This is a genomic window from Spirosoma horti (genome assembly GCF_054776595.1).
The window spans coordinates 73494-97875 of sequence record NZ_BAAHBQ010000005.1 but is presented as its reverse complement, the minus strand read 5'-3'; the positions used below and the strand labels follow the sequence as shown (position 1 = coordinate 97875).

Genomic DNA, 24382 nt, shown 5'->3' with positions numbered 1-24382 from the left:
TCCATTCCTTAGTAGAAGGATACCCGTTAAACTGGCTACCGATTAAGATATTGACCTATATTCGTCTCCATATCCTCTTCTCTAACTTAATGCATCGTTTATACGCTAACTCTACTGTATTTAGTCAATTCCCGCCCTTACTATCCGACAGAAAAATTGGTATAGGCCTTTTTATAGTGCTTACCCTGTTGTATGGCCTCTTCTTCGTCCGAAACTTTTCGGGGCCTCTGGCCGAGACCTTACCCGGCGATACGGATCAGTGGGAATATATGGGGTATTATTTCCTTGAGAATCTTTCATTTACGCCCCTGCCCCATCTCAGTCTAGTCAGTAATCAAACGTTTTTTCCGTATGGAACCAACCATGCCTTTCAGGGGTGGGCACTTGAGTCGAATAGCTGGTATGCAGCAGGTTACCGGCTTTTCGGTTTAGGCCCCTGGCTCAACCTGTATTATCTGCTGAGCCTATTGATAACCAGCGTAGGGACATATCTTTTGCTACGCGCGGATTATGGCAACAGACGGGCCTGGCTAGCGGGCTTTATCGTTACGTTCCTCAATTTTTACGCCCTAAACAAGTATCCCGGTCACTTTGCCTATAGCCTCATTCACTGGACAGTGTTAAGTTTCATTACGGATTTTTTACTGGTTCGGCGAGTCGTTCTTTATGAGCATATTCCCCTGACTATGGTCTTGCTGAAGTTGCTTCTACTCACCTTATGCCTGGGCCTTGACCTGGGCTATGTGCTGGGTTACGCTCTAAGTTCGTTTACCATCAGTACCTTGTTCATAACTGGGCTGACGATCTATAGAGCTTACCGGCAACCGGAGAGAATAACGGCCGTACTGCATCAGACGTTAACAGCCTGGCGAACTAACTGGCATCCTGTATATTCAACGGCTCTACTGTTGGTGTCCTGTTGTCTGGCTCTTTTTTATGTGCCTATTTTACTCGATATACTACGGCAGGCATCTGTCTTCACATTTGCCGATCCGTTTAGTGGCGGGCATGGCTGGATGCATCCTTTACGACTCCTGCAGCCTTATTTTCCAGGTTTCCATTTGGCAGATTATGCCATGCACAATCCCTTTCATGACATGCCGGAAGGATATGGAGCCGGTAGTCCGGGCTGGCTCCTACTGGGTCTGGCGACTCTTGGTTTTTGGCACACACCACGAGCCGTTCGGTGGGCCTATTTGCCATTGGCCGTTTTCTTTATTATACACTTCGTTTATCACCCGATCCGTATACCTTCGTTACAGATTTTTCCCTGGTGCCGGTTCAATCGTCATCCATCACGCGTTACCCTTATTTACCCGGTTATGGCGGCTATTTTTGCGTTATATCTGCCAACCAGATTGCCCTCTTCCGTCTGGATACCACTCCTGCTCATTGGCCTGGTCGAAGCAAGTACGGTGTTTCAGTATCGGTATACCTGGCAACCCTACTATTTCCCGGCATCGTTTGCGCCTTATATGAAGCAAATTCAACAGCAGCCAGGAGCGGCCATCTTGGACTGGCCCTTTTGTGTGGTTGGCGGCAACGGTGTAGGCGGAGTGAACGGTCTTTGCCCTCTTTATAGTACAACCAGTATGCTGTATACGTATAAACGGTTTCATGGAAAAAAGACGATCGGTCAATATTTCGGTCGACTTCATGACGCACAAATTCAACCGTTTCTGAAGGCTGGCTGGCCACAACTACTCGAACATGCCGAGATGCCCGATTTTGTAAAGGCAAAACACCTTACGGCCTGCTTCACCAAAGCGCAGTGGGCATTTTTCGATCGTTTTTATACGTTAAATGATTTTGCAGGCATAAATCTATGCACTGATCTGATCCCGGAATCCTGCGTAAAGGCATTTTACGCCCGGTATGGGCAACCGATTGCCGAAACACAGATACCGGTTACGGGTCATATCGTTTTCATTCCTAAATCGTCCGGTGCCAGAGCTAAAGTAAATAGCCAGTTGGGCAAACTCATTCACTTTCCCTGCGCCTGCAATAACTAAGGATTGAATAAACAGAAAACGTTGACAAAGCCAGGAACCCTGGTTGTCTGATTGGTAAGGCCATCAGCTTTATTAACATTTAGTCTATTGCTGCGTGATTGCCTATCGTCGTTCATCGTCTTAATTTGACTTAAATAAGCGCCGGAAAACACCGACGATTAATGACACCAGCTTTCCTTGCACTCTCACAAACATACCTCCCACTACCTAACTTCGTTGGCAATAAATCAATGAAAAAAACCTGCTTACCATGGGAAAGGGTACTATTACCTAATTGTGATCATTACAGCTCATACATGGGAGATAAATAACTTATAGGTGCTCAACCTATTACACGAGGCAAAATCAACTAATTCATTATCAGCCACATACTGCCCCATAAAGGAGAAGCTACTTTCATAGCAGTAAATCCCATAAAATACATAGGACAAATATTTTAAACAAAATTTGCCTTTCTTCTCTTTAACATGGCATGAACTACGAAGCTGATTCAACTCAAGTACCTAACCAGATTCTGCCCTCATCAGCAACGGCCTGGACAGAGCAAACCCATCGGTTTGATGTCATCCAGGAGCAGGTGCAGATTGATAAACAGGTGATCGAAACGGGCGTGGTTCACATAACCAAACGAGTGAGTGAAGATCGGCAGGTTGTCAATCTACCGACCAGCCGGGAAGAAATTACGGTTGAACGGGTCGCCCGAAATCAGTATGTAGAAACGCCCCCGAGCGTTCGCTACGAAGGCGATACAATGATTATCCCGGTCCTCCAGGAAGTAATCGTTACCCAGAAAAAAATCTTGTTAGTCGAGGAAGTCTACGTAACGAAACACCAGGTGCATGAACACCGATCGCAGGAAGTCACTCTCCGAAAAGAGAACATCGTAATTGAACGAATACCCATCGCTCCGGATAAACAATCGGAGTGACCGTACTATCCAGCTTTGCATTACCACTTAATTATAGTACATACTTAAACTCAACAAAACCACAGAACAATGGCACAACAAACAGTAATCGGTGTATTCGATGACGCATCAGATGCGCAACGCGCCGTAGACCAACTAGTAAGCAACGGTTTCTCTCGTGACAGCATCGACTTGTCAGCTCAGACAGCGTCGAACTACACAGACAGCACGACCACCCGAGTTGATCGGGACGATGACGATGATAACAACAGTGGAATTGGTGGCTTCTTCAGCTCGCTGTTTGGTAGTGACTCAGATGATTCGCGCAAGTATTCGCATGTAGCCAGCCGGGGCTCCATTGTAACGGTTCATGCTCAATCATCGGATGACGCCGAACGGGCCGCCGATCTGCTCGACGAATACGGAGCTGTTGACGTGGATGAGCGGGCGGCCGAATATGGATACTCGAACTATAACCAAACCAGCAACACACCCAATAGCGTTGACTACAATGCAGCCAGCACAGGTGCAGCGACTACCGGAATAGGCGCTACGGGCACAGGTTATGGTGTCACTGACGATCTGACGAACACAACGGATCGTCTACCAGTAACGGATACCAATGCTGATCAGACCATAAAAGTCATCGAAGAAAATCTGGAAGTAGGCAAACGGGAAATTGAGCGCGGTGGCGTTCGGGTTCGCAGCCGGATCATTGAACGGCCCGTGGAAGAAAGCCTGCGCCTACGTGAAGAGCGTGTGCGTGTGCAACGGACGCCCGTCAATCGCCCGGCTACAGCCGATGACCTGAATGCTTTTCAGGAAGGCAGCATTGAACTGATCGAGCATGCCGAAGTCCCCGTTGTTTCGAAAACGGCCAACGTCGTTGAAGAAATATCGGTCGGCAAAGAGGTGAACGAACGTGTTGAAACCGTCCGGGATACCGTTCGAAGTACGGATGTAGAGGTTGAGAACCTGACGTCTACAGACCCGTTGACCCAGACAAATCAGGCAAATCGTTCAATTGATTTGGACGATGACGCAAATACGGCATACACCAATCGGTAAACGTCTCTGCAAATAAGTAGCCCGGCCATGTACGCATAGCCGGGCTTTTTTTATGGTTTATATAGGTAACGCCAGAATTAATTAAGTTAAATGAATCAACGATTTGACATTATCGGCCCACAGGCTTTAGCTATGGGTTAAGTCAAAGACAGCCTCTTAAATAAACAACCGTTTCAACGGTTTTCGGGCTACTTAAACCGTTGAAACGGTTATTGAGACGAGGTCTTTTTTACGTATACCCACAACTGAAGCTATAGGTTAAGATCAATTAACCCAGTGCCAATGGGTCTTTACTTACTAACCAGAGACCCATTTGTCTGTAGGACCTTGCTGAAAAACAGCAGTTGGTAGGGCAAGGCGTTTCCCCAATAGTCCCAGGTATGAGCGCCGGGCCGCTCCGTATAATCATGTGGCGTTTTATTCTCCATGAGTCGGCGGTGTAGGTCACGATTGGTGTCAATCAGAAAATCATCTACCCCGATGTCGAAAATTAGCGGCAAATTATTTTCCTTTAGCTTGTCGGCAAGCGTCACCATCGTATAACCCGGATAAGGCGCATCACCGTCTTTGGCTGGTCCTAATAGCTTCACAAAATTATCGGACCTCGACTTGGCAAAATCAGCAGGTACTTTCCAGGTTGCCGTGTTGATGTTCATGACACCACTCATGCTTCCAGCAGCAGCGTATAAATCTGGGTGACGGCTCGAGATAAACATGGCTCCGTGGCCACCCATCGACAAACCCGCGATAATCCGGCCTTTTTTGTCGCGGATGGTTCGATAGGTATTATCAATTTTATCGATCAGTTCTTTCGAGATAAATGTCTCAAACTGACTACTATTGACCAATGGGCTATCAAAATAATAGCTGGTCGGATCGCCATCCGGCGTCACAATGATCAGGTTGTATTGATCGGCCAGCCGTTGCAACAGGGTTTTGTCCGGCGTTTTGGTGAGCCAGTCCCGAAAGCTACCACTTCCCCCATGAAGCAGGTACAGCACAGGCAGCGGCTGCCTGATTTTTTTGTACCGCTCGGGCAGCACAACGGCCGTCCGAAGCGTTCGGTTCATGGCAGCGCTGGGCACATCGAGTGTGTCGACTTTGGCACAAATAGCCGTCAAGGGCAGCGTCAATAGAATAATACAAGCCAACAAGCGAGATAAGGTCATAGACGAACAAAGGAGTTAAGCGAGAAGATATACCGAAATTAGGGTTCAAAAGCTGAAGCCAGCTTTCGGCTAAATGAAAACAAACATGAATCAGGTGGCCTGCTACTTTGCCCCTAAATACCTAACCAGATCCTCAATTGACTGGATACCGTCTTGGCGGGCCTGACTCCGGCGCATCATCAGACAGTAACTGTTGCTGAATCCCAGGGGCGTCAACCAGTCGAGCTGGTACTTCGCCCGAAATTGTTGTCGGCAGAAGCGATAGACCGAATCCGACTGCATCGTCAGTTTTGTCAGCGTTGCCGCCGGGGGCTGCAACACAACCAGCAAACCCGTGCCGGTATATTCGGGATAGAAATCAATAGCACCCGTTCGCAGGGCATCAAAGCAAATTTGCGTACCACCCAGGCCCGTTTTGGTAACGACCCGCAGCCGCGTTTGCCCCTCAATAAGTTGCCGATAAATTTCTGCCAGAATGTATTGTTCCGTAAACACCTTTGATCCCAGAACGACCGTTTCCGTACGCCCGTCAGGCGATTCAACTGCTAGTTTCGGGTCTTTGTATAAACCTGTTCGCTTAAGAAAAGCGCGAGCAACCAGTTCGGGCGATTCCTTTTTATAATCGACCTCATAATTCAGGGCGGTCATGACTGAATCCGTCAGTTTTCCGGCCAGCAGATTCAGCGTTGGACCCAGTTCGGAATAACGTTTGAGGGTCGCCTGCCGAACAACCGGAGCTGCCTCGTAGGGCGGAAAAGCGTGTTTGGTATCCGTTAGAACCAGCAAATCGAAAGCTTTGATCCGGCCATCGGTGGAGTAGCCACTGATAATATCGACCTGCTCCCGCCGGATAGCTTCGTACATCAGGTTCTGATCGATAAGCCGGGGGCGCAGGTGCAGGCCATAGGTTTTCTGCAAGCCCGGATAACCGTCGGCGCGCCCATAAAATTCGTGTGCAAAGCCCGCAACCAACTTATCCTGCCGACCCGGCAGCAGATAAAACGCTGATAGGAACGGTACCAAAACCACAAACGCCAGCGCCCCAACGCGGAGTTTTTTGGCGGATAAATGCTGCAGGCGGGCCAGTCCAAAATCAAAGCCAACGGCCAGCAAAGCAGCCGGAATAGCTCCGGCCAGCATCATGTTGACATTACTGAGGGCGATCCCGCTAAAAATAAATTCACCCAGCCCACCCGCAGCTACATAAGCCGCCAGCGTGGCCACGCCTACATTAATGACCGTTGCGGTTCGCACACCAGCGAAAATAATGGGCAGCGCCAGCGGCAACTCTACTTTGGTCAGGACCTGATTTCGGGTCATGCCGACTCCCATTGCGGCCTCCTTTATCAATGGGCTCACTTCAGTGATGCCCACGTACGTATTTCGGATGATGGGCAATAAGGCATAAAGAAACAAAGCTACGAGAGCCGGGCCAACCCCAATGCCGAGCACCGGAATCAGGAACCCCAGCAAGGCGACACTGGGCACCGTCTGCAACACGCCCGCCACGCCCAATACGCCACTGGCCAGCCGCGTTTGGCGGGAAATAAGAATACCGAGCGGCACGCCAATCAACAAGGCAACCAGCAATGAAACGAACGTCAGCCCGATGTGCGTTAGCGTCTGTTCCAGTAATTTATCGGCATGATCACGAACAAAAGCGAAGAAGTCAGTCATGCAGCCGGTGGGGTTTGTCATCCAGGAAATCGCGCACGAAATCAGTAGCCGGATTGGTCAGTAATTCGTCTGGCGGGCCAATCTGCACAATATGGCCTTTGTCCATGAGGGCAATGCGGTCGGCCAATTCGAGGGCCTCACTCACATCGTGCGTTACCAGGACCACCGTCGTTTCACGTAGTTCGCTCAGGCCGAACAGTTCCCGCCGAACGTGTTTTCGGGTAAAGGGGTCCAGGGCGCCAAATGGCTCGTCCATCAGCACGACGGGTGGATGAACGGCCAGCGCTCGTGCCAGTCCAACACGCTGCCGCTGCCCGCCACTCAGTTCAGCCGGATAGCGCATAAGCAAAGTCGTGGGCAGTTGAAGTTTGTCCATCAGTTCACGAATTCGGGCCTGAATTCGAGCGGGCTCCCAGCCGAGCAGTTTCGGAACGGTGGCAATGGCATCGGCAACCGTATAGTGGGGAAACAGACCGCCATCCTGAATCACGTAGCCAATTCGTCTCCGTAATTCAGGACCGGGTTGCTGCTGAACGTCCAGACCATCGACGTGAATAGAACCACTTGAGGGTTCAATCAGGCGATTGATCATTTTAAGTGTCGTCGTTTTGCCGCATCCACTCGTGCCGAGCAGCACGAGTGTTTCTCCTTGGCCAACTGTAAGCGACACATCCTGAACGGCCGTATGCGAATCAAAACGTTTTGTCAGCTTGCGGACCTCGATCATTCGACAACCTGTACGCCTTTCCAGAAGGCCACCCGGTTTTTGATTTCGCTGGCGGCTGGCTTCGGTTCGGGATAATACCAGGCAGCGTCAGTATTGGTTTTCCCATCGACCGTTAGTGAATAATACGAGGCCAGGCCTTTCCATGGACAGGTCGAATGCGTTGCACTATCGGTCAGAAATTCCGCATTGACCGAGTCTTTCGGGAAATAATGGTTGTTTTCAACAACGACCGTGTCGTTACTTTCGGCGATGGTTTCGCCGTTCCAGATGGCTTTCATGCGTGTAATGCGTTAGGAGTTTATCAATTCTATTACAACCGTATAAGCGAACAACTGGTTTCTATTTCAGTACCTGAACCTCGATCACCGAGTTGTCATACACGCGATGCGTCGCTTTCTGAAAATCAGCAGCATCAGCTTTGTAAATGTTGTCCACGTATTTCTGCGGGTTCCGGTCGATGAGCGGGAACCAGGTACTTTGCACCTGAATCATGACCCGATGCCCCTTTTTGAAGGTGTGAAGAACATCCTGCAACCGAAAGTTCACGTCGGTTATTTCGCCCGGCTTAAAGGGTTCCGGCTTCTCGAATGAGTTGCGGAACCGGCTCCGCATCGCTTCCGAACGAACCATCTGCTGGTAGTTACCCAGGGTGATGTTTTTGTTGGGCATGTACGGATGATTTGGTTCGTTGGCCGGGTACACGTCGATGAGTTTGACAACCCAGTCGGCATCAGTACCGGTCGTGCTCACTTTCAACTTGGCCATTATTTCGCCACCCAGCGTCATATCCTCGGTCAGTACATCGGTCTGAAATGTCAGCACATCGGGCCGACGCCCGGCAAACCGCTGGTCTTCAGACATGTAGTTGAAAGGCGTAAATCCCTGCGTTGTCGTAATGTCCTCCGTATACGGTACGGGCTTCATCGGGTCGCTGATGAACTCCGAGAACAGGTTATTCGTGGCGTTCATTGTCCGGTTGTTGGCCAGCGTTCCATCCGACATCAGGAAAAACTGCATTTTGGGCGTATCAGCAACGGGCCATTTGTCGAACGTTTTCCATTCATTCCGACCAGTATTAAACAGATAGGCTTCGGGCAAACCCGTTTTGCCGTCGCCAGCACCTTTCAGAAAATGAGTAAAGAATTTTGCTTCGATATTCCGCTGGTAAAACGTAGCGATGCTATCGCCAAAATAGACATTACTGTGTAACGTATGGCCCGTCTCGCGCGACCAGCGACCGTGCCCGAATGGTCCCATAACCAGCGTGTTGTACGTGTTGGGATTATTTTTCTCGACCGTCTTGTAGATGTTCAGCGGGCCATATAAATCCTCGGCATCGAACCAGCCGCCAACCGTCATCACAGCGGGCCGGACATTTTTAAGGTGGGGAATGATGCTCCGCTTTTGCCAGAACTCATCATAGTTGGGGTGGTTGACTGTTTCCTGCCAGTAAAAATTATCCTTATAATATTTGTCGGCATTCTTGAGCGGCCCCAGGTCATATTGCCACTGAAACCCGTCATTCGAGCCAGTTTTGATCATCTGATCGTTGTACCAGGGCTTCGTAGTCGGCTCAGGATGCTGCACGCCAAACACCGGAAAGGTGAACAGGTAGGCCTGAATGAAAGCGCCATTATGGTGAAAATCGTCGAAGAAAAAGTCGGATACCGGTGCCTGTGGCGAAGCGGCTTTCAGGGCCGGGTGCGCGTTGGGCAATGATGCCGCCGTGTAGAAACCCGGATAGCTGATTCCCCACTGCCCTACCCGACCGTTGTTGTTGGGCACATTTTTCAGCAGCCAGTCGATGGTATCATACGTGTCCGAACTCTCATCGATAGCCGTGGTACTCACGGGCGTTGCTGTCTTCTTTTTCCCTTTCGCAGCCACAACGGGTTGCTGATCCGTTACGGTAGGCGTCATATTCGTCCACGTACCTTCCGACGCCCAGCGGCCCCGAACATCCTGATAAACAAAAATGAATTTGTCACGCATGAGTGTTCCGGAGGGGCCAAGCTGCATTGGGTAGGCATCGGCGCCATATGGCGCAACGCTGTAACAGGTCCGCTGCATCATAAACGGATACGTCGTTGTTTTCGACGCATCCTTCGGGACGTAGACCGCCGTATGCAGTTTTGTCCCGTCGCGCATGGGAATCTTGTATTCGAATTTCTGGTAATTATCGCGAACGAAACTGCTGGTTGATGCCTGTTGGGCGCGGGCGGAAAAGGTCAACGCAAAGGCAAGAAAAGTGTAAAGCCAATAGTTCATACAAATCGGAATGTATTGATGGAGTTGTTACCGTAAAGATAGTAATATGGTCAACACGGGTTACCAACAAAAAACGCCTGACCGAATCAGGCGTTTTGCGTAATTTATATCGACTAAGTCAGCAGAATAATTACAAATCGCGGGCTCTGACATGGACAGGCTTCCCGTCACGAGCAATGACCAAATCCTGGTCGTTAAGCTTGGCTTTTTCAATAACTTTTTGAACAGCCCGACGTACTCCAGCGAGTACTTCTTCATTACTCGGTATCGTTTTCACCTGACTTGCCGCCATGACTCACAATAGTTTTCCAAATATTTTCATTCAACACAACAAAATCAACATCAATGCCCTAAGATGATCCATACGCTGTAACATAATCCGTCCAGCTTCAAAGGCGACAGAATCGGGCTTAAATGGCGATAGACCTCGCGCGATTTCATCGGCATTGACAAACTCCCATACATTTAAGACTTCAGGCAATAGCGTATGAGCAGCAGTGGTTTTCCCTACCCCGTTTGGTCCAGCCATAATATACAAATTCGGCATCGCGTCAGTCGGTCTCTTCAAGCGTAAAGATATGTTCTACCGCTTTACTAAAAACCCGTGCCAGCTTCAGGGCCAGGATAGCCGAAGGGACGTAGCGCCCCGTTTCAATTGAGTTGATCGTCTGCCGACTGACACCAATGCGGTCGGCGAGCTCAGCCTGCGATAGGTTATGCTCCGCCCGCTCTACTTTCAGTCGGTTTTTCATAAAGCCAGCAAGGTGTGGTTATTCCGGTAAATGAGCCATCGAAACCGGCTGATGAAGACCAGCAACACCGTGAACATATTGTAGATCATGACGTTAAAAAAAGCATCATCGTAGACCGTCAAAATAGCGATGGCCAGAATGATGTAATTGGCATAAACGCTCCACTGCAACGCTTCGAGCCGCAACTGCCCAATCATTTCATCTTCCACTTTTTCTCTGGAAAAGGCGATTAGCAGCAAACCGGCGATGATTCCGATGGCGGCTATTTCATCGGTTAGGTCCTGATTGTCTATTAAATGCGTTATCGAATTACCAGACGTTATCGTGATCGACTCGCTCAACCAATGTGCCGTCAACCAGCCAATCTTGAAATCAGCATACAAGGCTGCCAGCCCAAGGATTGTTGATGGAACGAATACCAGCCAGCCAATGAGCCGGAAACGGTTCGGAAAAAGCCACTTTGTTTTCATGAGCATGTAAAGTTTGTTTGCCACCTCAAACGTAAAGTAAATTTATCAATATGTCAAATAAACTTTACATTATTAGGTAAAAAATAGCAGACTCAGTTAGAGTCTGCCAGGTATAAGAACTGTGCCTGCGGTATCTGTTTTTATGAGCTGACACCACAAGCCTGAAGCTATCGTACAACACCATAGAGCGCACGAAGCGCCCGTTTAGTATCACAATTTAAAAAACCGATCCATCAGCACCCATTTCTCGCCCGGTTTCGCGGTAGGCAGGGCTTGCTGGTAGCTCCACATCAGGGTTTCCCATTTTTGTACAATCGGGCTGGCGGCATCGGCAGCGGCTTTGGCTTCGAATGAGAAACTTTCGTCGGTTTCCATGATCATGAACAACCGGTTGCCGGTTCGGTAAAGCTGCATGTCGGTAATACCCGACTCACGAATGCTGGCCTCGATTTCAGGCCAGATCCGCAGGTGATGCCGTTCGTAGTCGGCAATGGATGCCGGGTCGTCTTTGAGGTCGAGGGCGAAACAGTAACGCATCGGATTAAGGAGCTATTTCGGGAGGAATGTCTGGCGAATGCAAGTCATCGGCGGTAATTTGATACCCCCGTGTCGCGTAATATAGAATGTAAGCGAAACAGACCAGGGGCACCAGCAGGGCATATACGGCACCTTTGGCAAAGAGCGCTCCGGCAACAAGCGGCAACAGGGCACCGCCCACAATGCTCATGATGACTAGCGACGACGCAATTTTTGACTCGACGCCTAACCCTTTTGTGGCCAGCGCAAAAATGGTCGGAAATTGAATGGACTGAAAGAAATACGTAAAACTCAACGCAATAACGGCCGTCAAGCCACCGGTTGCCATAGCGAGAATAACCATTGCCACAGCCCCGGCTGCATACAGGGCCAGCACGGTGTTGGGCCGGATACGTGTCATCAGCGAGGTACCCACAAAGCGGCCAAGCATAAACAGCACGAGCGCAAATGATGCGTGGAAACCCGCAATCTGCGTCGGCGACATATCCGTTGGCGATCCCGTTACGGAGTTGATAAAATTCATATAGCCTTCGGCTAATGCCCAATGGCCCTCCCGCGAAAAATCAAGTTTGAGATCGACAAAATACCCCCAAAGCGTAGCCTGCGCCCCCACGTTCACAAACTGGGCTATAATACCCAGCGTCAGGTGCCGGTGCCGGAACAGGCTCATGATAGGAATATCCCCGGCTGATTGCTCTTCCTCTTCACCTACTTCAGGCATTTTCGTAACAAAGAACATTACGGTCATCAGGGCGATAATTGTCCCGATAACCAGATACGGGCCCTGTACCGAAAGAGCCTCCTCCACCCGAATGGCCTCCGCCTGCACGGGAGCCATCGCCTTCAGCATGTCGGGGGTGTATTCAGTTTTTGAGAAGATAAACAAGGCACCGATAATGGGGCCAAGAATGGTACTGATACCATTGAATGACTGCGAGAAATTGAGCCGCCATTCGGCTTTTTTCGGATCACCAAGCACAGTTACGTAGAGATTGGCGGCTGTTTCCAGAAAAGCAATTCCGCACGCCATGGTAAAGAGCGCAAGCAGAAAGAAACTATACACCCGCACTTCGGCCGCGGGATAAAACAGGAACGCTCCTCCCCCGTAAAGCAATAGCCCAAATAAAATTCCACGCTTATAGCCATACTTGCGCATGACATAGCCAGCGGGCAAAGCCATAAAAAAGTAGCCGAGGTAGAACGCAAAATCGACAATACCCGCCTGAAAACGGTTCAGATCGAGTGCTATCTGAAATTGCTTGATCAGCGACCCGTTCAGGCTGTTGGCCAGCCCCCACAGAAAAAACAAACTGGTGACGAGGGCAAAGGCGACACCATAATTTCCGGTCGAGCCGGATTTAATCTTGGGCGACGTTGTCGAAGTAGGTAAGGGCATTCGAATGGTCAGGTTTAGGAAAGGCAGGGAATTAATCGGTAATCGAACGATCCAGGTGCGTATAGCCGCCATCGACGTGAATAAGCTGGCCGGTGGTATGGCTCGATTTATCCGACAGCAGGAACGCAACCGCATTGGCTAACTCTTCAGGGGTAGTCATGCGGTGTTCGAGGGGAATTTTCGAGACGATCTGCTTTAGCTTTTCGTCTGGATTGGGCAGTGTTTTGATCCAGCTGGCATACAGTGGCGTCCAGCTTTCGGCTACCACCACGCAGTTGACGCGGATGCCATAGGGCAGCAGTTCGACGGCCCATTCGCGGGTCAGCGCGTTACGTCCGCCATTGGCGGCTGCGTAAGCCGAGGTGTTTCCCTGGCCCGTTTCGGCTACTTTCGAACCAATGTTGACAATAGCCCCTTTGGAGGCTTTCAACGCAGGCAGAGCATGATGCGCCATCAGGTAATAATGCACCAGATTTTTGTGAAGCGACGCGATGAATCCTTCATACGACCCATTCTCAAGCCCTACACTATCGTTCACCCCGGCGTTGTTTACCAGACCGTCGATGCGGCCAAACTGGGCCAGTGTTTGTTCCACCGCCCGTTGACAATCGTCGGGTTGGGTCAGTTCGGCCACAAACTGATGCGCCTGACCGCCCGCAGCCCGAATAGCGTCGACCGTTTTCAGGTTATCCGCTTCACTGCGACCGATAATAACGGGAATGGCTCCTTCAGCGGCCAGTACCGTCGAAATGCCTTCGCCAATACCCTTGGCGCCCCCTGTAACGATGATGATTTTGTCTTGTAGATTCAGGTTCATAAACACACAGTCATTGACAGTCATTAAGTAGGTAAGGCATCTAAACTACTTAATGACTGTCAATGACCCGTTGATACAGCGGATGAAATGGATTGATTTTAAGGAACGTACGTTTCAAGTACGGTCATATCGCCATCGGGAATGAGCGTCACATTGTCGACCGATGCCGGAATCAGGGCGCACTGTCCCATTTTGAGCGATACGCTATAACCGCCCGGCGCTTCGATGGTGAGCGCTCCGGCCACACAGATCAGAATCACAAACGAGTCGATGTGCGTATAATCATGCTCCACTTCTTCGTTGAAATTGAGCACGTTAGTGACGAAATAGTCGCTCGTCACCGCATTGACACTCTCGTTCAGCTTCTTCTCATACTGCGTTTTATAGTCATCATAGTGATGGTAATTGATGGCGTCAACGGCCAGTTCGGTATGCAGTTCGCGCTTTTGGCCCGTGGTTGCATCCACCCGGTCGAAGTCATAAATCCGGTAGGTCGTGTCTGATGTCTGCTGAATTTCAGCCAGCAACAGTCCTTTGCCAATGTAGTGCACACGACCGGCAGGCAGGAAAAACACATCGCCGGGCTGGGCCGTCTCAATATTCAGCAGGTCCTGAATGGTGTTGTCGGCTACGGCTTGAACGTATTCGTCTTTGGTCACTTCCCGATTGAAGCCGGAGTTCAGTTTAGCCCCTTCGTCGGCCTGCATGATGTACCACATTTCGGTTTTGCCGAAGCCACTATTGCGTTCCGCGGCCAGTTTATCGTCGGGGTGCACCTGAATGGAGAGGTCGTCATTGGCGTCGATAAATTTCACCAGCAATGGAAAGCGGTTGCCGTATTTTTCGTACACATGATCGCCCACCAATTCGCCTTTGTACTGCTCCACCAGCTCGTGGAGTGACTTTCCCTGAAGACCGCCTTCTTTAACAACCGAGAGGTTACCCTCAACATCAGACACTTCCCAGGTTTCGCCACAGTTGGGCAAGGGCGAAAAATCTTTTTCCAAAATGGTCCTGATCTTCTGGCCACCCCAGATTTTATCTTTAAAAATGGTCTCGAATGTGAGCGGATACAGCATACGTTTATTGACAGTAAGTAGTTTAATTTACCTATTAATTCTAGTTTTTATTCGCGGGATGACGCCTTAAAGACGCCTACTTCGGCGAGTTGCACGGCCCCGTTGGCATTGGTAATAAACAGCCGCAGCTTGGAAGATGTTATGGACGGGAAACGCAACAGGCGCTTGTAGCCCACCGTTGTAAATGATTGAAGCGATTTCCAGTTACTACCGTCCCAATACTCTACCCGACCACTGGCCACCCGCTGACCGTTGGCGATGTTTTCCTGGATGGCGATTCGATCGAAGGTCTTCTCTCCACCCAGCTCAATCGTTAAAGGCTGATTAGCCGCTAACGTAGTGAACGTGCTCAGTTTTTTATCCGTCAGAGCAGGCTGCTTCGTCACCAGGTTTTTTCTAAATGTTTCGTCCAGAATGCTCCGGAATTCCTTTAGGCTGGCCATGTCCGGCTCCGAGAGCAGGCCATCCCGGTTGGGTGGCACATTGAGCAGCAGTAAACTGTTGCGCCCAGCGGATTGATAATACAGATCGACCAGGTTCTTGCCCGACCGCACTTTCGTATCTTCGGCAGGGTGATAAAACCAGCCCGGCCGAATGGACACGTCGGTCTCGGCGGGCACCCATTGTTTGCCCGTTGCATCGCCCCGGTTCAGGTATTTGGGATCGGCTTTGCCGGGAGCCAGTCCTTCGGTATTGATCGTCGACCAGCAGGTTTCGCCTGCATTACCGGATTCATTTCCCACCCACCGAACATCAGGCCCCGCATCGGAAAACATGACCGCGTTGGGCTGCAGTTCACGCACCAGCGCCCAATAACCGGCAAAATCATAGGTCATGTCTTTGGCGTTGTCGCCCTTGGCCCCATCAAACCAGACTTCGGAGATAGGGCCGTAATTAGTGAGCAGTTCGCGGAGCTGACTTTTGTAGTAGTCATTATAGGAAGCCGTTCCATAGCGCGGCTCATGGCGATCCCAGGGCGAAAGATACACCCCGAATTTCAGGCCAAATTCGCGACAGGCATCGGCCACTTCTTTCACCACATCGCCCTTCCCATTCTTCCAGGGGCTACTTTTAACGGAATGGTCGGTCATTTTGGATGGCCACAAACAAAAACCGTCGTGGTGTTTGGCGGTAATAATGGCCATCTTGAAGCCGGCGTCTTTCAACGCTTTGATCCATTGCCGGGCATCGAGCTTGGTCGGATTGAAGATCGTGGGACTCTCCGTGCCATCGCCCCACTCTTTGTCTGTGTACGTATTGACCGTAAAGTGCAGAAAAGCCGTGGTTTCCAACGGTTGCCAGGCAAGCTGACGGGGCGTTGGCTTTGGCAGAGTACGCGGCTGGGCGTATCCCAGCAGTGAACCCAGCAAACTGATAACGACTAGCCCCTTATGGATTCTGTAGTTCATGGCAGTGGGATTGGCGGTATTTGGGGTACGGTTTACGAAGTTTAGATCAATTAGACAACTTGCTCCAGCATCTGGATATACCCGCTTACGCCCTCTCCTATTTCGCGCAGGTAAATAAACTCATCAGCCGAGTGCGACCGGCCCGAATGACCTGGTCCGCACTTGAGTGATGGGCAGTTCAGTACGGCCTGATCCGATGTGGTAGGCGATCCATACGTATGACGACCCAGCGCAATACCCGCCTGAACGATTGGGTGGTCACCTGGAATCGACGACGGTTTTAGCCGAATGGAACGGGGCACCACCTCCGACTGAATGTTAGCCCGTATCGTTTCAATTACTTCTTCGAGCGTATACTGCTCTGTTACACGCACATCGATCGTAAAGGTGCAGGTGTCGGGCACGACATTGTGTTGCGTACCGGCATTGATGATCGTTACTGACAGCTTAATGGGTCCCAACGTTGGCGAAACCTTTGGAAACTGGTACGAAGTGAGCCAATTAATGTCCTGAATAGCTTTGTAAATGGCATTATCACCTTCGTCGCGGGCAGCATGTCCGCTTACGCCTTTGGCGGTACAGTCGAGCACCAGCAACCCTTTTTCAGCAATGGCCAGTTGCATTTCGGTGGGTTCGCCCACAATGGCAAAGCTAAAGTCGGGGAGTTCGGGCAACAGCAGCTCAAGCCCATCGCGGCCCGATATTTCTTCTTCCGCCGTAGCCGCCATCACGATGTTGTAGGCCATATCGGGGCGATCATAAAAATGAACGAAGGTGGCCAGCAGCGAGACCAGGCAACCTCCGGCATCGTTACTTCCGAGGCCAAACAGTTTACCATCACACTCCAGCGGCTCAAATGGGTCGAGTGTCCAGGACTTATTTGGTTTTACCGTATCGTGGTGCGAGTTGAGCAATAACGTCGGTTTGGCCGGGTCAAAGTGGCGATTCTGTGCCCAGACGTTGTTTTTCAGTCGCTGGCTGGGAATCTGATTCTGGGCAAAAAAGGCTTCGATCACCGCAGCCGTCTGCGCTTCTTCTCGGCTGAATGATTGAATGGCAATCAGGCGCTTAAGCAAGGCAAGCGCTTCATCAGCAAGCTTCGTTTGTGCCAGGGGCGTATCTGTGAGTTGGGTCATAAAAAAAGCGTTGGCCGCTCAAAGATACAGCCAACGCAATAAAGTCGTTCCTACGCTCCTATTATCTATTTACTGCAACGTAGCGCCTATAGCCATTAAGGCTAAACCAACCTATTAGCCCGGGAACGACTATTATCCCTCGTAAAACTTCACGTTCTTCTCCCGCAAAAAAGCCTTGATTACATCGACGTGTACGCATTGACCCACGTTCAGAAACGGGTAATTTGACACCCGGCTTTTGCGGCCGTTTACGAGTACCTCCTGGTCTTCAATATCGAAGCCCAGATGCAGGTGGCGTGTGGCCGATTGCATTCCATAGATGAGGCCATTTGTGTCGAACAAAGGTCCCCCGCTTTGCCCCCGGAGGCCGGGTGTGCTCAACTCGATTCCAGTAACCACGTTGTTATCACCCGACAGCCGTGTAACAATGCCATCAATAGGAAAGCTAGGCGAGACAACGCGCCCCGTGGTTGTCCATTCAATATCGTCGATAGACGGGTTATAGCGGAAGTTGGTAAACTCGGGAAAGGGATAGCCCAACCGGCACAAACTCCGACCAGGTTTTACACGACTCGTATCGCCCAGAAAAACAGCGTGTGAGCGATATAGCGGGCGATTGTATCCTTCAAAGCGCAATAGCGCAAGATCCTGAGTCGGGTGATGATCGATACTCAGTTTTTCGAACTGATCGACGCAGTTCACAAAGTTATTTCGTACCCGAATAATGGTATCGGCACTCAGTTTGAACTTGATTTCTAACTGACTAATTAGATGGGCTGCATTTTTTTCCCGTAATGCTTCCCGGCGTGCACCCTGAAACTCCCGATAATTGTGATAAATAGGATCACTCTGCCTGATCAGTTCAGCAACGTGTTTACAGGTGATAGCGCATCCGTGTTCATTGATGAAAAACAGCGTAGCTGTTCCGGGTACAATCTCATTGTGGCCATACAGCCTGACAATGGAGTGCATAGGCTGGGTAAACAGATTAACGCGTTCAATGGCGTCAACAAACATAAAACGATCGTAGTAAGTATACCGCTCTGGCGGTAAGTGAGCACGCAAGTTAACGAATCCCGGCTCACTTATCACGCCAGACATACGGCAGAACGTCTTACTTTTTAGGCGTCACTTTCACTTCGGCTGGCACCACCGCGCCCCGGTCTGCGCTATCGGGGGGCGCCTGCTGAGGGGCGTCTACCGTATTATTCGTGGTATCACCCTGACGCCCAAACACGGAGCTATCGCTGGCCGCCGTTGTATCAGCCATATTACTTTCATTGCTTTCCGTCTTCTTACCCGAGCAGTTCACGAGTGTCAGGCTGGCGCCGACGATAAAGGCCATGCCTAGCCAGGATCGAACGGATTGAATGCGATTAGAAATCATAGTTTTTCAAACGTTAGAGAGTTAATAAAAAGGCTTGCCTGTCTGTAATGTAGTAAAGCTGAAGTTTTACAATCGCACAGCAGCCGCCGGCCATCGGCGACCGCCAGTACCACATTCACTTCGTATCTATTATTTCTTTATGTCCGATGAATCACGGATACCCAATGGACCGGGCGCGGTCGAGTCTGCTGACTGCCCATGAGCATCCTCAACACTTTGTTTTGTCGCTGCCGAAGTATCTTCAACCGCATTGGGCTCAACGCGGGAGGTAGAGTCAGTGCTGACGCCGTCAATACTATTTTCATTTTCCCCACACTTCTGAATAAGTAAGGCCAGTACCAGCACCGCAATGGCGATCATGGCCCAGCGCAGCCAGCGCACATTTTCGTGCCGCCGGTCACCATCTGTACTCTTCGGTATGTTCGGATTGACAGGCGTACCACTGAAGTTATCCGCGCCCTGCACTTCGGTTTGTGGCCCGGTAGGGGTAACCAACTCATTGAACTCCAGCAGACTACTAATGCCATCCAAACCCGTTGGTAAAGCCTGCCGAAATTCGGTGGCCTGACCGAGTAGTAAAGTTTTCAGACTGTCGGCAGTGAGTCCTTTTTCCTGTTCCTGGCGACCCAGAATCCCCATTAGTACGGATCCGGCCAAACCCAGTATGGTTTTGACCGATTGTGGCTTCGCGCCACTATATACACTGATCAGTTCAGTAGTACGGGTCAGTTTATCCCCAAAGATCTGGTCAATAAATCCGGCATCAGCTGTGGTGGCTTCAGTAATTGACTGCATTGAGTCAATCACCTGGCTTACGTCGAAGGGTGTCTTTGCGTAATCGCCTTTATCTAATGAGCTAACCATTGTCGACGCGCCACCCGATGCCTGCACGCGCCGGGTTAATCCACCTAACAGAACGGGTAGCGAACCGTTGACAGCTTTCAGCGTATTTGCCGACGATTCATTCAGCACACCGCTAAGCTGATCAATTACAGCGGGCGTAAACTGGTCTTTAATGTAAGGTAATAAGCGAACGGCCATACGTTTTTCATTGAGTTGAGATACGTAAAACTGTCCATTCGCCTGAATGTTCGTTTTCGTATCGAGTAGTTAGGTAGCGCACTCATAAAAAAGGCAGGGTTATAAAGTTGTAAAGTAACTGTCTTCACAGAAAGCACTTTACAACTTTATAACCCTGCCCTATTGTCTAATTGTGTTTTTTATAATTGCGGAATGCGCAAAACCTGATCAGGATAAATCAAGTCAGGATCTTTCAGCATTGGCTTGTTCGCTTCGAAAATGACACCGTATTTCATTGGATCACCGTATACCTCTTTGGCGATTTTCGACAGAGAGTCACCTGATTTTACGGTATAGTATTTCCCTTCTGGTGCTGGCACATCAACAGATAACTGGTTATCTACGGCCGATACGCCTTCTACATTCCCTACTGCCAGGGCAATTTTCTCCGCGTCTTCCTGCGATTTGACTGAGCCGGTTATCGTAACTGTATCGCCCTTTGTTTTTACAGTCAAACTATTATAGGCCAAGCCCAGTTGCTTAACGTGGTCAAGCAATGCCTGAGCGCGTACTGGCTCGACGGCTTCTGCCTGAGCTGGCTCAGGCGCTACGGCATCTTTGTGAAAAATCTTCTCGCCTACACCTTTGAAAAATGATAAAAGACCCATCTGTTTGATATGGTTTTAATGAAACAAGTACTAAATGGTTAGCAATTACGCGAACTCACTTATGACAAACAACAGTCGGGGGTAAGCTTTGTTTAAAATTAAATATACTTAATCCTGGGAGTTTTATGAGAATATCAGCATCCGTATATGCAGAAACTAGTTACTTTTGCGTTCTTTTTTTACAAGTTTATCTAAATTTCTTACTATCAACAACGTATTCGAATGCAACTAAAAAATAGGTTTCGGTGGGGGCTGATGCTATCGATGTTTGCGGGCATAAACGCTTGTACAAACAATGACATTGACCCTAACGCTGGCAATGGGACAGCCCCGACAAAAGGTAGTGCCGACTTCACCAAGTACGTGGCAGTAGGTAACTCATTGACAGCCGGTTATGCCGATGGCGGCCTCTATCGGGAAAGTCAGCTTAATTCCTATCCCAACATTTTAGCGACCCAATTTGCCACCGTGGGTGGAGGTAGCTTTGTGCAGCCATTATTTACCGAAGCGCAGCTAAATGGCACAGGCTATCTAAGGCTGAAAAAATTGCCAGCCAGCGCTACAGGTTTACCTACTCTTGATACGGCAAAAACTCAATTAGCCGTAAGAGGCCTATCAACGGCCGGCACACCCTTGTATACCAAGTTTACAGATGCTAACCAGAATTTAGGGGTTCCGGGTATTCGGATGTCTGATATACTTAATCCCAATTATGGGTCGCTCAATCCCTATCTTGAGCGATTAGTGTCCACGCCAACCGCCACAACGTACTTCCAGTACATGAGCGATAACCTCAACGGTGCTACGTTCTTTACGTGCTGGCTTGGTAATAATGATGCACTCGGGTATGCTACATCGGGAGGAGACACGCCCCTGACACCTACGGCCCTGTTTACAACGAACTTTACGGCTGCCATGAACAAGCTGACCGAGGGCAATCGTAAGGGCGTGGTCATTGGCATTCCTTCTATTACGATAACGCCCTATTTTACTACGGTCACGGCGCAAGTAAACACGTTGCTAAAGGCACAAGGTATTCCTGGTCTGGCAATCCGTTCCAAGTCAGCGCCTGGAGGAGTTCGGCTTTCCGGAACTGGCGATTATTTTTTACTCTCAATAGCTTCTGTATTTAATAGTTTTATTGCCCAGGGAGTAGGGCTAAGTGCTGCCAATCCTATACCAGATCAGTATGTATTAGATGCCAGTGAAGTAGCTACGCTGAACGCCAGTATTAGTACTTACAATGGCATTATGAAAACGCAGGCCGATGCCAAAGGCATTGCGTACGTTGATCCGAATGCCGTTTTGAACCAGGTCGCTGCCTCAGGAGGTCTTACCCAGAATGGTATTAACTACACGGCCAGCTTTATTCAGGGTGGCGTGTTTAGCCTGGATGGCATTCACCTGACACCAGCCGGTTATGCGCTGATGGCCAATGAGATTATTAAACAAATCAATGCGAAATATACGGCAACCATACCAACGGTTAACCCAGCCAATTATCGCCGTGTACTTCTGCAACAATAATTGTTCATTCATGAAAGTAAGTCAACTATCAATAGCTGCGCTGTTTCTGATCAGCATGTCGACAGCCATAGCCCAAACTCGCCCGTTCGAGTTCGGCATTAAAGGAGGAGCTACCTTCACGCACGGATTTACCAAAGTTCCGGCACAAACGATTGGTAGCGTGCAGGTGCCCGCTCTGGAAAACAAAAACAACGGGATTGGGTATGGCTATTCGGGCGGATTGTGGGCGCGGAAAAACTTCAATACGTTTTTCATTCAGGCCGAAGTTACCTACAACCGGTTTGTCCTGAAACAAAAAACGGCGGTTACCCTCGACGTGAATGCAAACCCATCTCTGGCTAATGCATTGCCCGTTACCGTGCAGCCCGGCTTAGTCAATGCCAGCCTGAACGCAACGTCAGAGTCTATTCTGGAAGCGGTTGATGTGCCAATTTTATTTGGCAAGCGCTGGATGGGCGGAAAGTTGCGCGGCTACGCTGGCCCTAACTTTATTTTTGTGCAGAAAGCAACTCTCGATCGGACAACCTCCGGCGTTATCAATGCAAATTCAACCGTGAATTTCCCACAAACAAACATTCCGGCGTTGAGCGCGAGCACGAATCTGCTTAACAAATATGAAGCGCAGAATCTGGAGGTTAAGGATTTCACCTATGCCGTTGAACTTGGCGTTGGCTACTCTCCTATTCCATTACTGGACGTTGATCTTCGGTACGCAGTCCCTGTTGGTGGCGTTTATAAAGATTCCAACATTACGGGCTTTTTAGGCATTGCGACGGTTACTCTTGGCTTCAAAGTATTTTAAGTAAAGAGTCTGCAAAAAGGAAGTGGCTGACGCAAGCAATAATGCGTCAGCCACTTCCTTTTTAACCCAACTAACGAAATACAGGAGTGGTCGGGTTAGTGATCAGATGTTTGTAGAACAGGCTTTTTAAGGCAGGCATTCGTCGTGTAGCAATCTAACAGAGCTTTTGTGTGCTTGTTAGGCGACTAACCTCTATCCGGGAAACCGCCTATTTTACGAACATCGATACCCTAGGGACTGTCTCAACACTAGCACTAGTTTTTTACTTTATTCAGCTGTTAAGGTGAATCCTGCACCGGCTGGGTGCAATTTGTAGCGCATCATCTGATAGCCACCAGACGGTTCAGCGTTTGCATCGCCGGGCAGATAGATGGGAAACTTACGGCAGAGGATGTCCCGCTCAACCCACAAACTATCGTGCCCCATATACCCTTGAGGCATCGTATTGCGCCAATTGGCAGGTGTAACATCAGCCTTTCGCTCGGGCAAAAACTGCCAGCCATAGACGCGTCCAAATGAACCGCTTCCATCGCTGGTGCTGTAGACGTATAATTCAGGAAAGCGATTGTTGTCCAGATCCGCTACTTCCGCCCCAGTCACTGCCCCATCAACACGCACTCGGAAGTTGGTCAATAGCAATTCGCCACGGTAAGCCTTGACCTGTACTTCACGTACACGACCGGTATCTGCTGCCGTTACAGTAAATGTGTATACGTTAAAGCGTAATGCTTGCGTGAACAGGCTTTCGACAGGAGCCAGTCGCTGATAGGCAGATGCTGCGGTGAGGACACCTTGTCGGCTACTCTGAGCCATTTCGACAAGCCATATCATGCCTACCCAAAGACAACATATCTTCACGCCCATTAACTCCGTTTACTTAGTGTGCGCATAAACAACGACACGGAGTCAAAAAAAGTTGATGTCCCTACGGTTCCAAAAATAATTCTCCAATTGTCGTCAGTTTCAGCAAGGTAGGCAACACCTGTATCCCTTTAGGAGTCAGTTTGTATTCGACACGGGGCGGCACCTCGCTGTATGATTTTTTTTCAATAACTCCCAAACTCACCAGAACCTTGAGTTCCTGGATCAAAACCTTCTCACTTACTTCCGGAATCATTCGGCGTAATTCACCATAACGTCGGGCCTCAGTTCCTACCTGATAAATTATATACAGCCTCCATTTTCCGCATATGATGTCTAGTGTTTTTTGTAGAGCTAAATGCTTTGGGTCAATGGATCTTCGATTTTTAATGGGTTCGTTCATGGGAAAACAGCTACTAACCTTTTGGTTCGTAACTCACTGACTAAAAGAGAGTTATATCAATAATAGCAAATATATAAATTTGTAATAAATCTATGGCATGAGCTCTTTTTTACAGATTGTTCAAAAAACAATATTTCTGTTAACTACCTATTAATCAACAAAAAAAATATTTTTTAAAAACTAAATTTTAAGGGCCCAAAAGAGATTTATATTGATTCAAAATAAACTTTTCGTTTGTTATTTTTAGTTATAACTCATCTGATAGATGATTGAGCGTTTCTACTCACATA

The 24382-nt window shown here is 49.4% G+C and carries 25 protein-coding genes; 5 read left to right on the top strand and 20 right to left on the bottom strand.

What is annotated here, in order from left to right; genetic code table 11:
• The first annotated feature begins 89 nt into the window (after positions 1-89).
• From ACYVAM_RS15470 to ACYVAM_RS15460, 3 genes are all read left to right on the top strand, one after another.
• Positions 90-2012 carry a hypothetical protein gene (locus ACYVAM_RS15470; protein WP_461068498.1) on the top strand — a complete coding sequence of 641 codons (1923 nt, stop codon included), beginning with the start codon at positions 90-92 and terminating at the stop codon, positions 2010-2012.
• A gap of 472 nt (positions 2013-2484) precedes the next feature.
• Positions 2485-2940: a YsnF/AvaK domain-containing protein gene (locus ACYVAM_RS15465; RefSeq protein WP_461068496.1), complete on the top strand. Its 456-nt coding sequence runs from the start codon at positions 2485-2487 to the stop codon at positions 2938-2940.
• 69 nt (positions 2941-3009) lie between these two features.
• Positions 3010-3987: a YsnF/AvaK domain-containing protein gene (locus ACYVAM_RS15460; protein WP_461068494.1), complete on the top strand. Its 978-nt coding sequence runs from the start codon at positions 3010-3012 to the stop codon at positions 3985-3987.
• 290 nt (positions 3988-4277) lie between these two features.
• On the opposite strand, the gene ACYVAM_RS15455 is transcribed toward ACYVAM_RS15460, so the two are convergent.
• The 18 genes from ACYVAM_RS15455 to lysM form a co-directional block, all read right to left on the bottom strand.
• The gene (locus ACYVAM_RS15455) at positions 4278-5156 is read right to left on the bottom strand and encodes an alpha/beta hydrolase (RefSeq protein WP_461068492.1); all 879 of its coding nucleotides are present in this window, start codon (positions 5154-5156) and stop codon (positions 4278-4280) included.
• 102 nt (positions 5157-5258) lie between these two features.
• Entirely contained in the window at positions 5259-6833 is a 1575-nt protein-coding gene (locus tag ACYVAM_RS15450; RefSeq protein WP_461068490.1) for an ABC transporter permease/substrate-binding protein, read from the bottom strand.
• Positions 6826-7560, bottom strand: a complete 735-nt coding sequence (locus ACYVAM_RS15445; RefSeq protein ID WP_461068488.1) for an ABC transporter ATP-binding protein — start codon at positions 7558-7560, stop codon at positions 6826-6828. Before ACYVAM_RS15445 ends, ACYVAM_RS15450 begins: the two co-directional genes overlap by 8 nt.
• Positions 7557-7838, bottom strand: a complete 282-nt coding sequence (locus ACYVAM_RS15440) for a DUF427 domain-containing protein (RefSeq protein WP_461068486.1) — start codon at positions 7836-7838, stop codon at positions 7557-7559. The genes ACYVAM_RS15445 and ACYVAM_RS15440 overlap by 4 nt, the downstream gene beginning before the upstream one ends.
• Before the next feature lie 61 nt (positions 7839-7899).
• Positions 7900-9828, bottom strand: a complete 1929-nt coding sequence (locus ACYVAM_RS15435; protein WP_461068484.1) for a CocE/NonD family hydrolase — start codon at positions 9826-9828, stop codon at positions 7900-7902.
• A gap of 130 nt (positions 9829-9958) precedes the next feature.
• Positions 9959-10120, bottom strand: coding sequence for a hypothetical protein (locus ACYVAM_RS15430; protein WP_461068482.1), 162 nt, complete (start codon positions 10118-10120; stop codon positions 9959-9961).
• 259 nt (positions 10121-10379) lie between these two features.
• Positions 10380-10580: a helix-turn-helix transcriptional regulator gene (locus ACYVAM_RS15425; protein ID WP_461068480.1), complete on the bottom strand. Its 201-nt coding sequence runs from the start codon at positions 10578-10580 to the stop codon at positions 10380-10382.
• Entirely contained in the window at positions 10577-11050 is a 474-nt protein-coding gene (locus ACYVAM_RS15420; protein ID WP_461068478.1) for a hypothetical protein, read from the bottom strand. Before ACYVAM_RS15420 ends, ACYVAM_RS15425 begins: the two co-directional genes overlap by 4 nt.
• 210 nt (positions 11051-11260) lie before the next feature.
• A complete protein-coding gene (locus ACYVAM_RS15415) occupies positions 11261-11587 on the bottom strand; it encodes an L-rhamnose mutarotase (RefSeq protein WP_461068476.1) in 327 nt (108 codons plus the stop codon).
• Positions 11588-11591: 4 nt separating this feature from the next.
• Positions 11592-12983, bottom strand: a complete 1392-nt coding sequence (gene fucP, locus ACYVAM_RS15410; protein ID WP_461068474.1) for an L-fucose:H+ symporter permease — start codon at positions 12981-12983, stop codon at positions 11592-11594.
• Between the two features lie 31 nt (positions 12984-13014).
• Entirely contained in the window at positions 13015-13800 is a 786-nt protein-coding gene (locus tag ACYVAM_RS15405; protein WP_461069617.1) for an L-fucose dehydrogenase, read from the bottom strand.
• A gap of 98 nt (positions 13801-13898) precedes the next feature.
• Positions 13899-14879, bottom strand: a complete 981-nt coding sequence (locus tag ACYVAM_RS15400) for a type I phosphomannose isomerase catalytic subunit (RefSeq protein ID WP_461068472.1) — start codon at positions 14877-14879, stop codon at positions 13899-13901.
• Between the two features lie 47 nt (positions 14880-14926).
• A complete protein-coding gene (locus ACYVAM_RS15395) occupies positions 14927-16288 on the bottom strand; it encodes an alpha-L-fucosidase (protein ID WP_461068470.1) in 1362 nt (453 codons plus the stop codon).
• Between the two features lie 50 nt (positions 16289-16338).
• Positions 16339-17424 carry a M20 family metallo-hydrolase gene (locus ACYVAM_RS15390; RefSeq protein ID WP_461068468.1) on the bottom strand — a complete coding sequence of 362 codons (1086 nt, stop codon included), beginning with the start codon at positions 17422-17424 and terminating at the stop codon, positions 16339-16341.
• Between the two features lie 132 nt (positions 17425-17556).
• Complete coding sequence (locus tag ACYVAM_RS15385) at positions 17557-18441, bottom strand: S1 family peptidase (protein ID WP_461068466.1); 885 nt, start codon at positions 18439-18441, stop codon at positions 17557-17559.
• 97 nt (positions 18442-18538) lie between these two features.
• Complete coding sequence (locus tag ACYVAM_RS15380; protein ID WP_461068464.1) at positions 18539-18811, bottom strand: hypothetical protein; 273 nt, start codon at positions 18809-18811, stop codon at positions 18539-18541.
• 129 nt (positions 18812-18940) lie between these two features.
• Positions 18941-19852, bottom strand: coding sequence for a DUF937 domain-containing protein (locus ACYVAM_RS15375; protein WP_461068462.1), 912 nt, complete (start codon positions 19850-19852; stop codon positions 18941-18943).
• A gap of 179 nt (positions 19853-20031) precedes the next feature.
• Positions 20032-20499, bottom strand: coding sequence for a peptidoglycan-binding protein LysM (gene lysM / locus ACYVAM_RS15370; protein WP_461068461.1), 468 nt, complete (start codon positions 20497-20499; stop codon positions 20032-20034).
• 222 nt (positions 20500-20721) lie between these two features.
• On the opposite strand from lysM, the gene ACYVAM_RS15365 reads away from it, so the two are divergent.
• Together ACYVAM_RS15365 and ACYVAM_RS15360 are read left to right on the top strand one after the other, a co-directional pair.
• Positions 20722-22026 (top strand): SGNH/GDSL hydrolase family protein, encoded by a 1305-nt coding sequence (locus tag ACYVAM_RS15365; protein ID WP_461068459.1) that lies wholly within the window; start codon positions 20722-20724, stop codon positions 22024-22026.
• A gap of 10 nt (positions 22027-22036) precedes the next feature.
• On the top strand, positions 22037-22828 hold the full coding sequence (locus ACYVAM_RS15360) for an outer membrane beta-barrel protein (protein ID WP_461068457.1): 792 nt from the start codon (positions 22037-22039) through the stop codon (positions 22826-22828).
• 267 nt (positions 22829-23095) lie between these two features.
• Here the strand turns inward: ACYVAM_RS15360 and ACYVAM_RS15355 are convergent, their stop codons facing one another.
• Positions 23096-23641, bottom strand: a complete 546-nt coding sequence (locus ACYVAM_RS15355) for a hypothetical protein (protein ID WP_461068455.1) — start codon at positions 23639-23641, stop codon at positions 23096-23098.
• 112 nt (positions 23642-23753) lie between these two features.
• Positions 23754-24092, bottom strand: coding sequence for a winged helix-turn-helix transcriptional regulator (locus ACYVAM_RS15350; RefSeq protein WP_461068453.1), 339 nt, complete (start codon positions 24090-24092; stop codon positions 23754-23756).
• Positions 24093-24382: the final 290 nt, after the last annotated feature.

What these genes read in the sequence shown, in the direction of transcription:
- ACYVAM_RS15470 (WP_461068498.1), top strand. Translation starts at nt 90, where the DNA reads ATGCATCGTTTATACGCTAACTCTACTGTATTTAGTCAATTCCCGCCC.
- ACYVAM_RS15465 (WP_461068496.1), top strand. Translation starts at nt 2,485, where the DNA reads ATGAACTACGAAGCTGATTCAACTCAAGTACCTAACCAGATTCTGCCC.
- ACYVAM_RS15460 (WP_461068494.1), top strand. Translation starts at nt 3,010, where the DNA reads ATGGCACAACAAACAGTAATCGGTGTATTCGATGACGCATCAGATGCG.
- ACYVAM_RS15455 (WP_461068492.1), bottom strand. Translation starts at nt 5,156, where the DNA reads ATGACCTTATCTCGCTTGTTGGCTTGTATTATTCTATTGACGCTGCCC.
- ACYVAM_RS15450 (WP_461068490.1), bottom strand. Translation starts at nt 6,833, where the DNA reads ATGACTGACTTCTTCGCTTTTGTTCGTGATCATGCCGATAAATTACTG.
- ACYVAM_RS15445 (WP_461068488.1), bottom strand. Translation starts at nt 7,560, where the DNA reads ATGATCGAGGTCCGCAAGCTGACAAAACGTTTTGATTCGCATACGGCC.
- ACYVAM_RS15440 (WP_461068486.1), bottom strand. Translation starts at nt 7,838, where the DNA reads ATGAAAGCCATCTGGAACGGCGAAACCATCGCCGAAAGTAACGACACG.
- ACYVAM_RS15435 (WP_461068484.1), bottom strand. Translation starts at nt 9,828, where the DNA reads ATGAACTATTGGCTTTACACTTTTCTTGCCTTTGCGTTGACCTTTTCC.
- ACYVAM_RS15430 (WP_461068482.1), bottom strand. Translation starts at nt 10,120, where the DNA reads ATGGCGGCAAGTCAGGTGAAAACGATACCGAGTAATGAAGAAGTACTC.
- ACYVAM_RS15425 (WP_461068480.1), bottom strand. Translation starts at nt 10,580, where the DNA reads ATGAAAAACCGACTGAAAGTAGAGCGGGCGGAGCATAACCTATCGCAG.
- ACYVAM_RS15420 (WP_461068478.1), bottom strand. Translation starts at nt 11,050, where the DNA reads ATGAAAACAAAGTGGCTTTTTCCGAACCGTTTCCGGCTCATTGGCTGG.
- ACYVAM_RS15415 (WP_461068476.1), bottom strand. Translation starts at nt 11,587, where the DNA reads ATGCGTTACTGTTTCGCCCTCGACCTCAAAGACGACCCGGCATCCATT.
- fucP (WP_461068474.1), bottom strand. Translation starts at nt 12,983, where the DNA reads ATGCCCTTACCTACTTCGACAACGTCGCCCAAGATTAAATCCGGCTCG.
- ACYVAM_RS15405 (WP_461069617.1), bottom strand. Translation starts at nt 13,800, where the DNA reads ATGAACCTGAATCTACAAGACAAAATCATCATCGTTACAGGGGGCGCC.
- ACYVAM_RS15400 (WP_461068472.1), bottom strand. Translation starts at nt 14,879, where the DNA reads ATGCTGTATCCGCTCACATTCGAGACCATTTTTAAAGATAAAATCTGG.
- ACYVAM_RS15395 (WP_461068470.1), bottom strand. Translation starts at nt 16,288, where the DNA reads ATGAACTACAGAATCCATAAGGGGCTAGTCGTTATCAGTTTGCTGGGT.
- ACYVAM_RS15390 (WP_461068468.1), bottom strand. Translation starts at nt 17,424, where the DNA reads ATGACCCAACTCACAGATACGCCCCTGGCACAAACGAAGCTTGCTGAT.
- ACYVAM_RS15385 (WP_461068466.1), bottom strand. Translation starts at nt 18,441, where the DNA reads ATGTTTGTTGACGCCATTGAACGCGTTAATCTGTTTACCCAGCCTATG.
- ACYVAM_RS15380 (WP_461068464.1), bottom strand. Translation starts at nt 18,811, where the DNA reads ATGATTTCTAATCGCATTCAATCCGTTCGATCCTGGCTAGGCATGGCC.
- ACYVAM_RS15375 (WP_461068462.1), bottom strand. Translation starts at nt 19,852, where the DNA reads ATGGCCGTTCGCTTATTACCTTACATTAAAGACCAGTTTACGCCCGCT.
- lysM (WP_461068461.1), bottom strand. Translation starts at nt 20,499, where the DNA reads ATGGGTCTTTTATCATTTTTCAAAGGTGTAGGCGAGAAGATTTTTCAC.
- ACYVAM_RS15365 (WP_461068459.1), top strand. Translation starts at nt 20,722, where the DNA reads ATGCAACTAAAAAATAGGTTTCGGTGGGGGCTGATGCTATCGATGTTT.
- ACYVAM_RS15360 (WP_461068457.1), top strand. Translation starts at nt 22,037, where the DNA reads ATGAAAGTAAGTCAACTATCAATAGCTGCGCTGTTTCTGATCAGCATG.
- ACYVAM_RS15355 (WP_461068455.1), bottom strand. Translation starts at nt 23,641, where the DNA reads ATGGCTCAGAGTAGCCGACAAGGTGTCCTCACCGCAGCATCTGCCTAT.
- ACYVAM_RS15350 (WP_461068453.1), bottom strand. Translation starts at nt 24,092, where the DNA reads ATGAACGAACCCATTAAAAATCGAAGATCCATTGACCCAAAGCATTTA.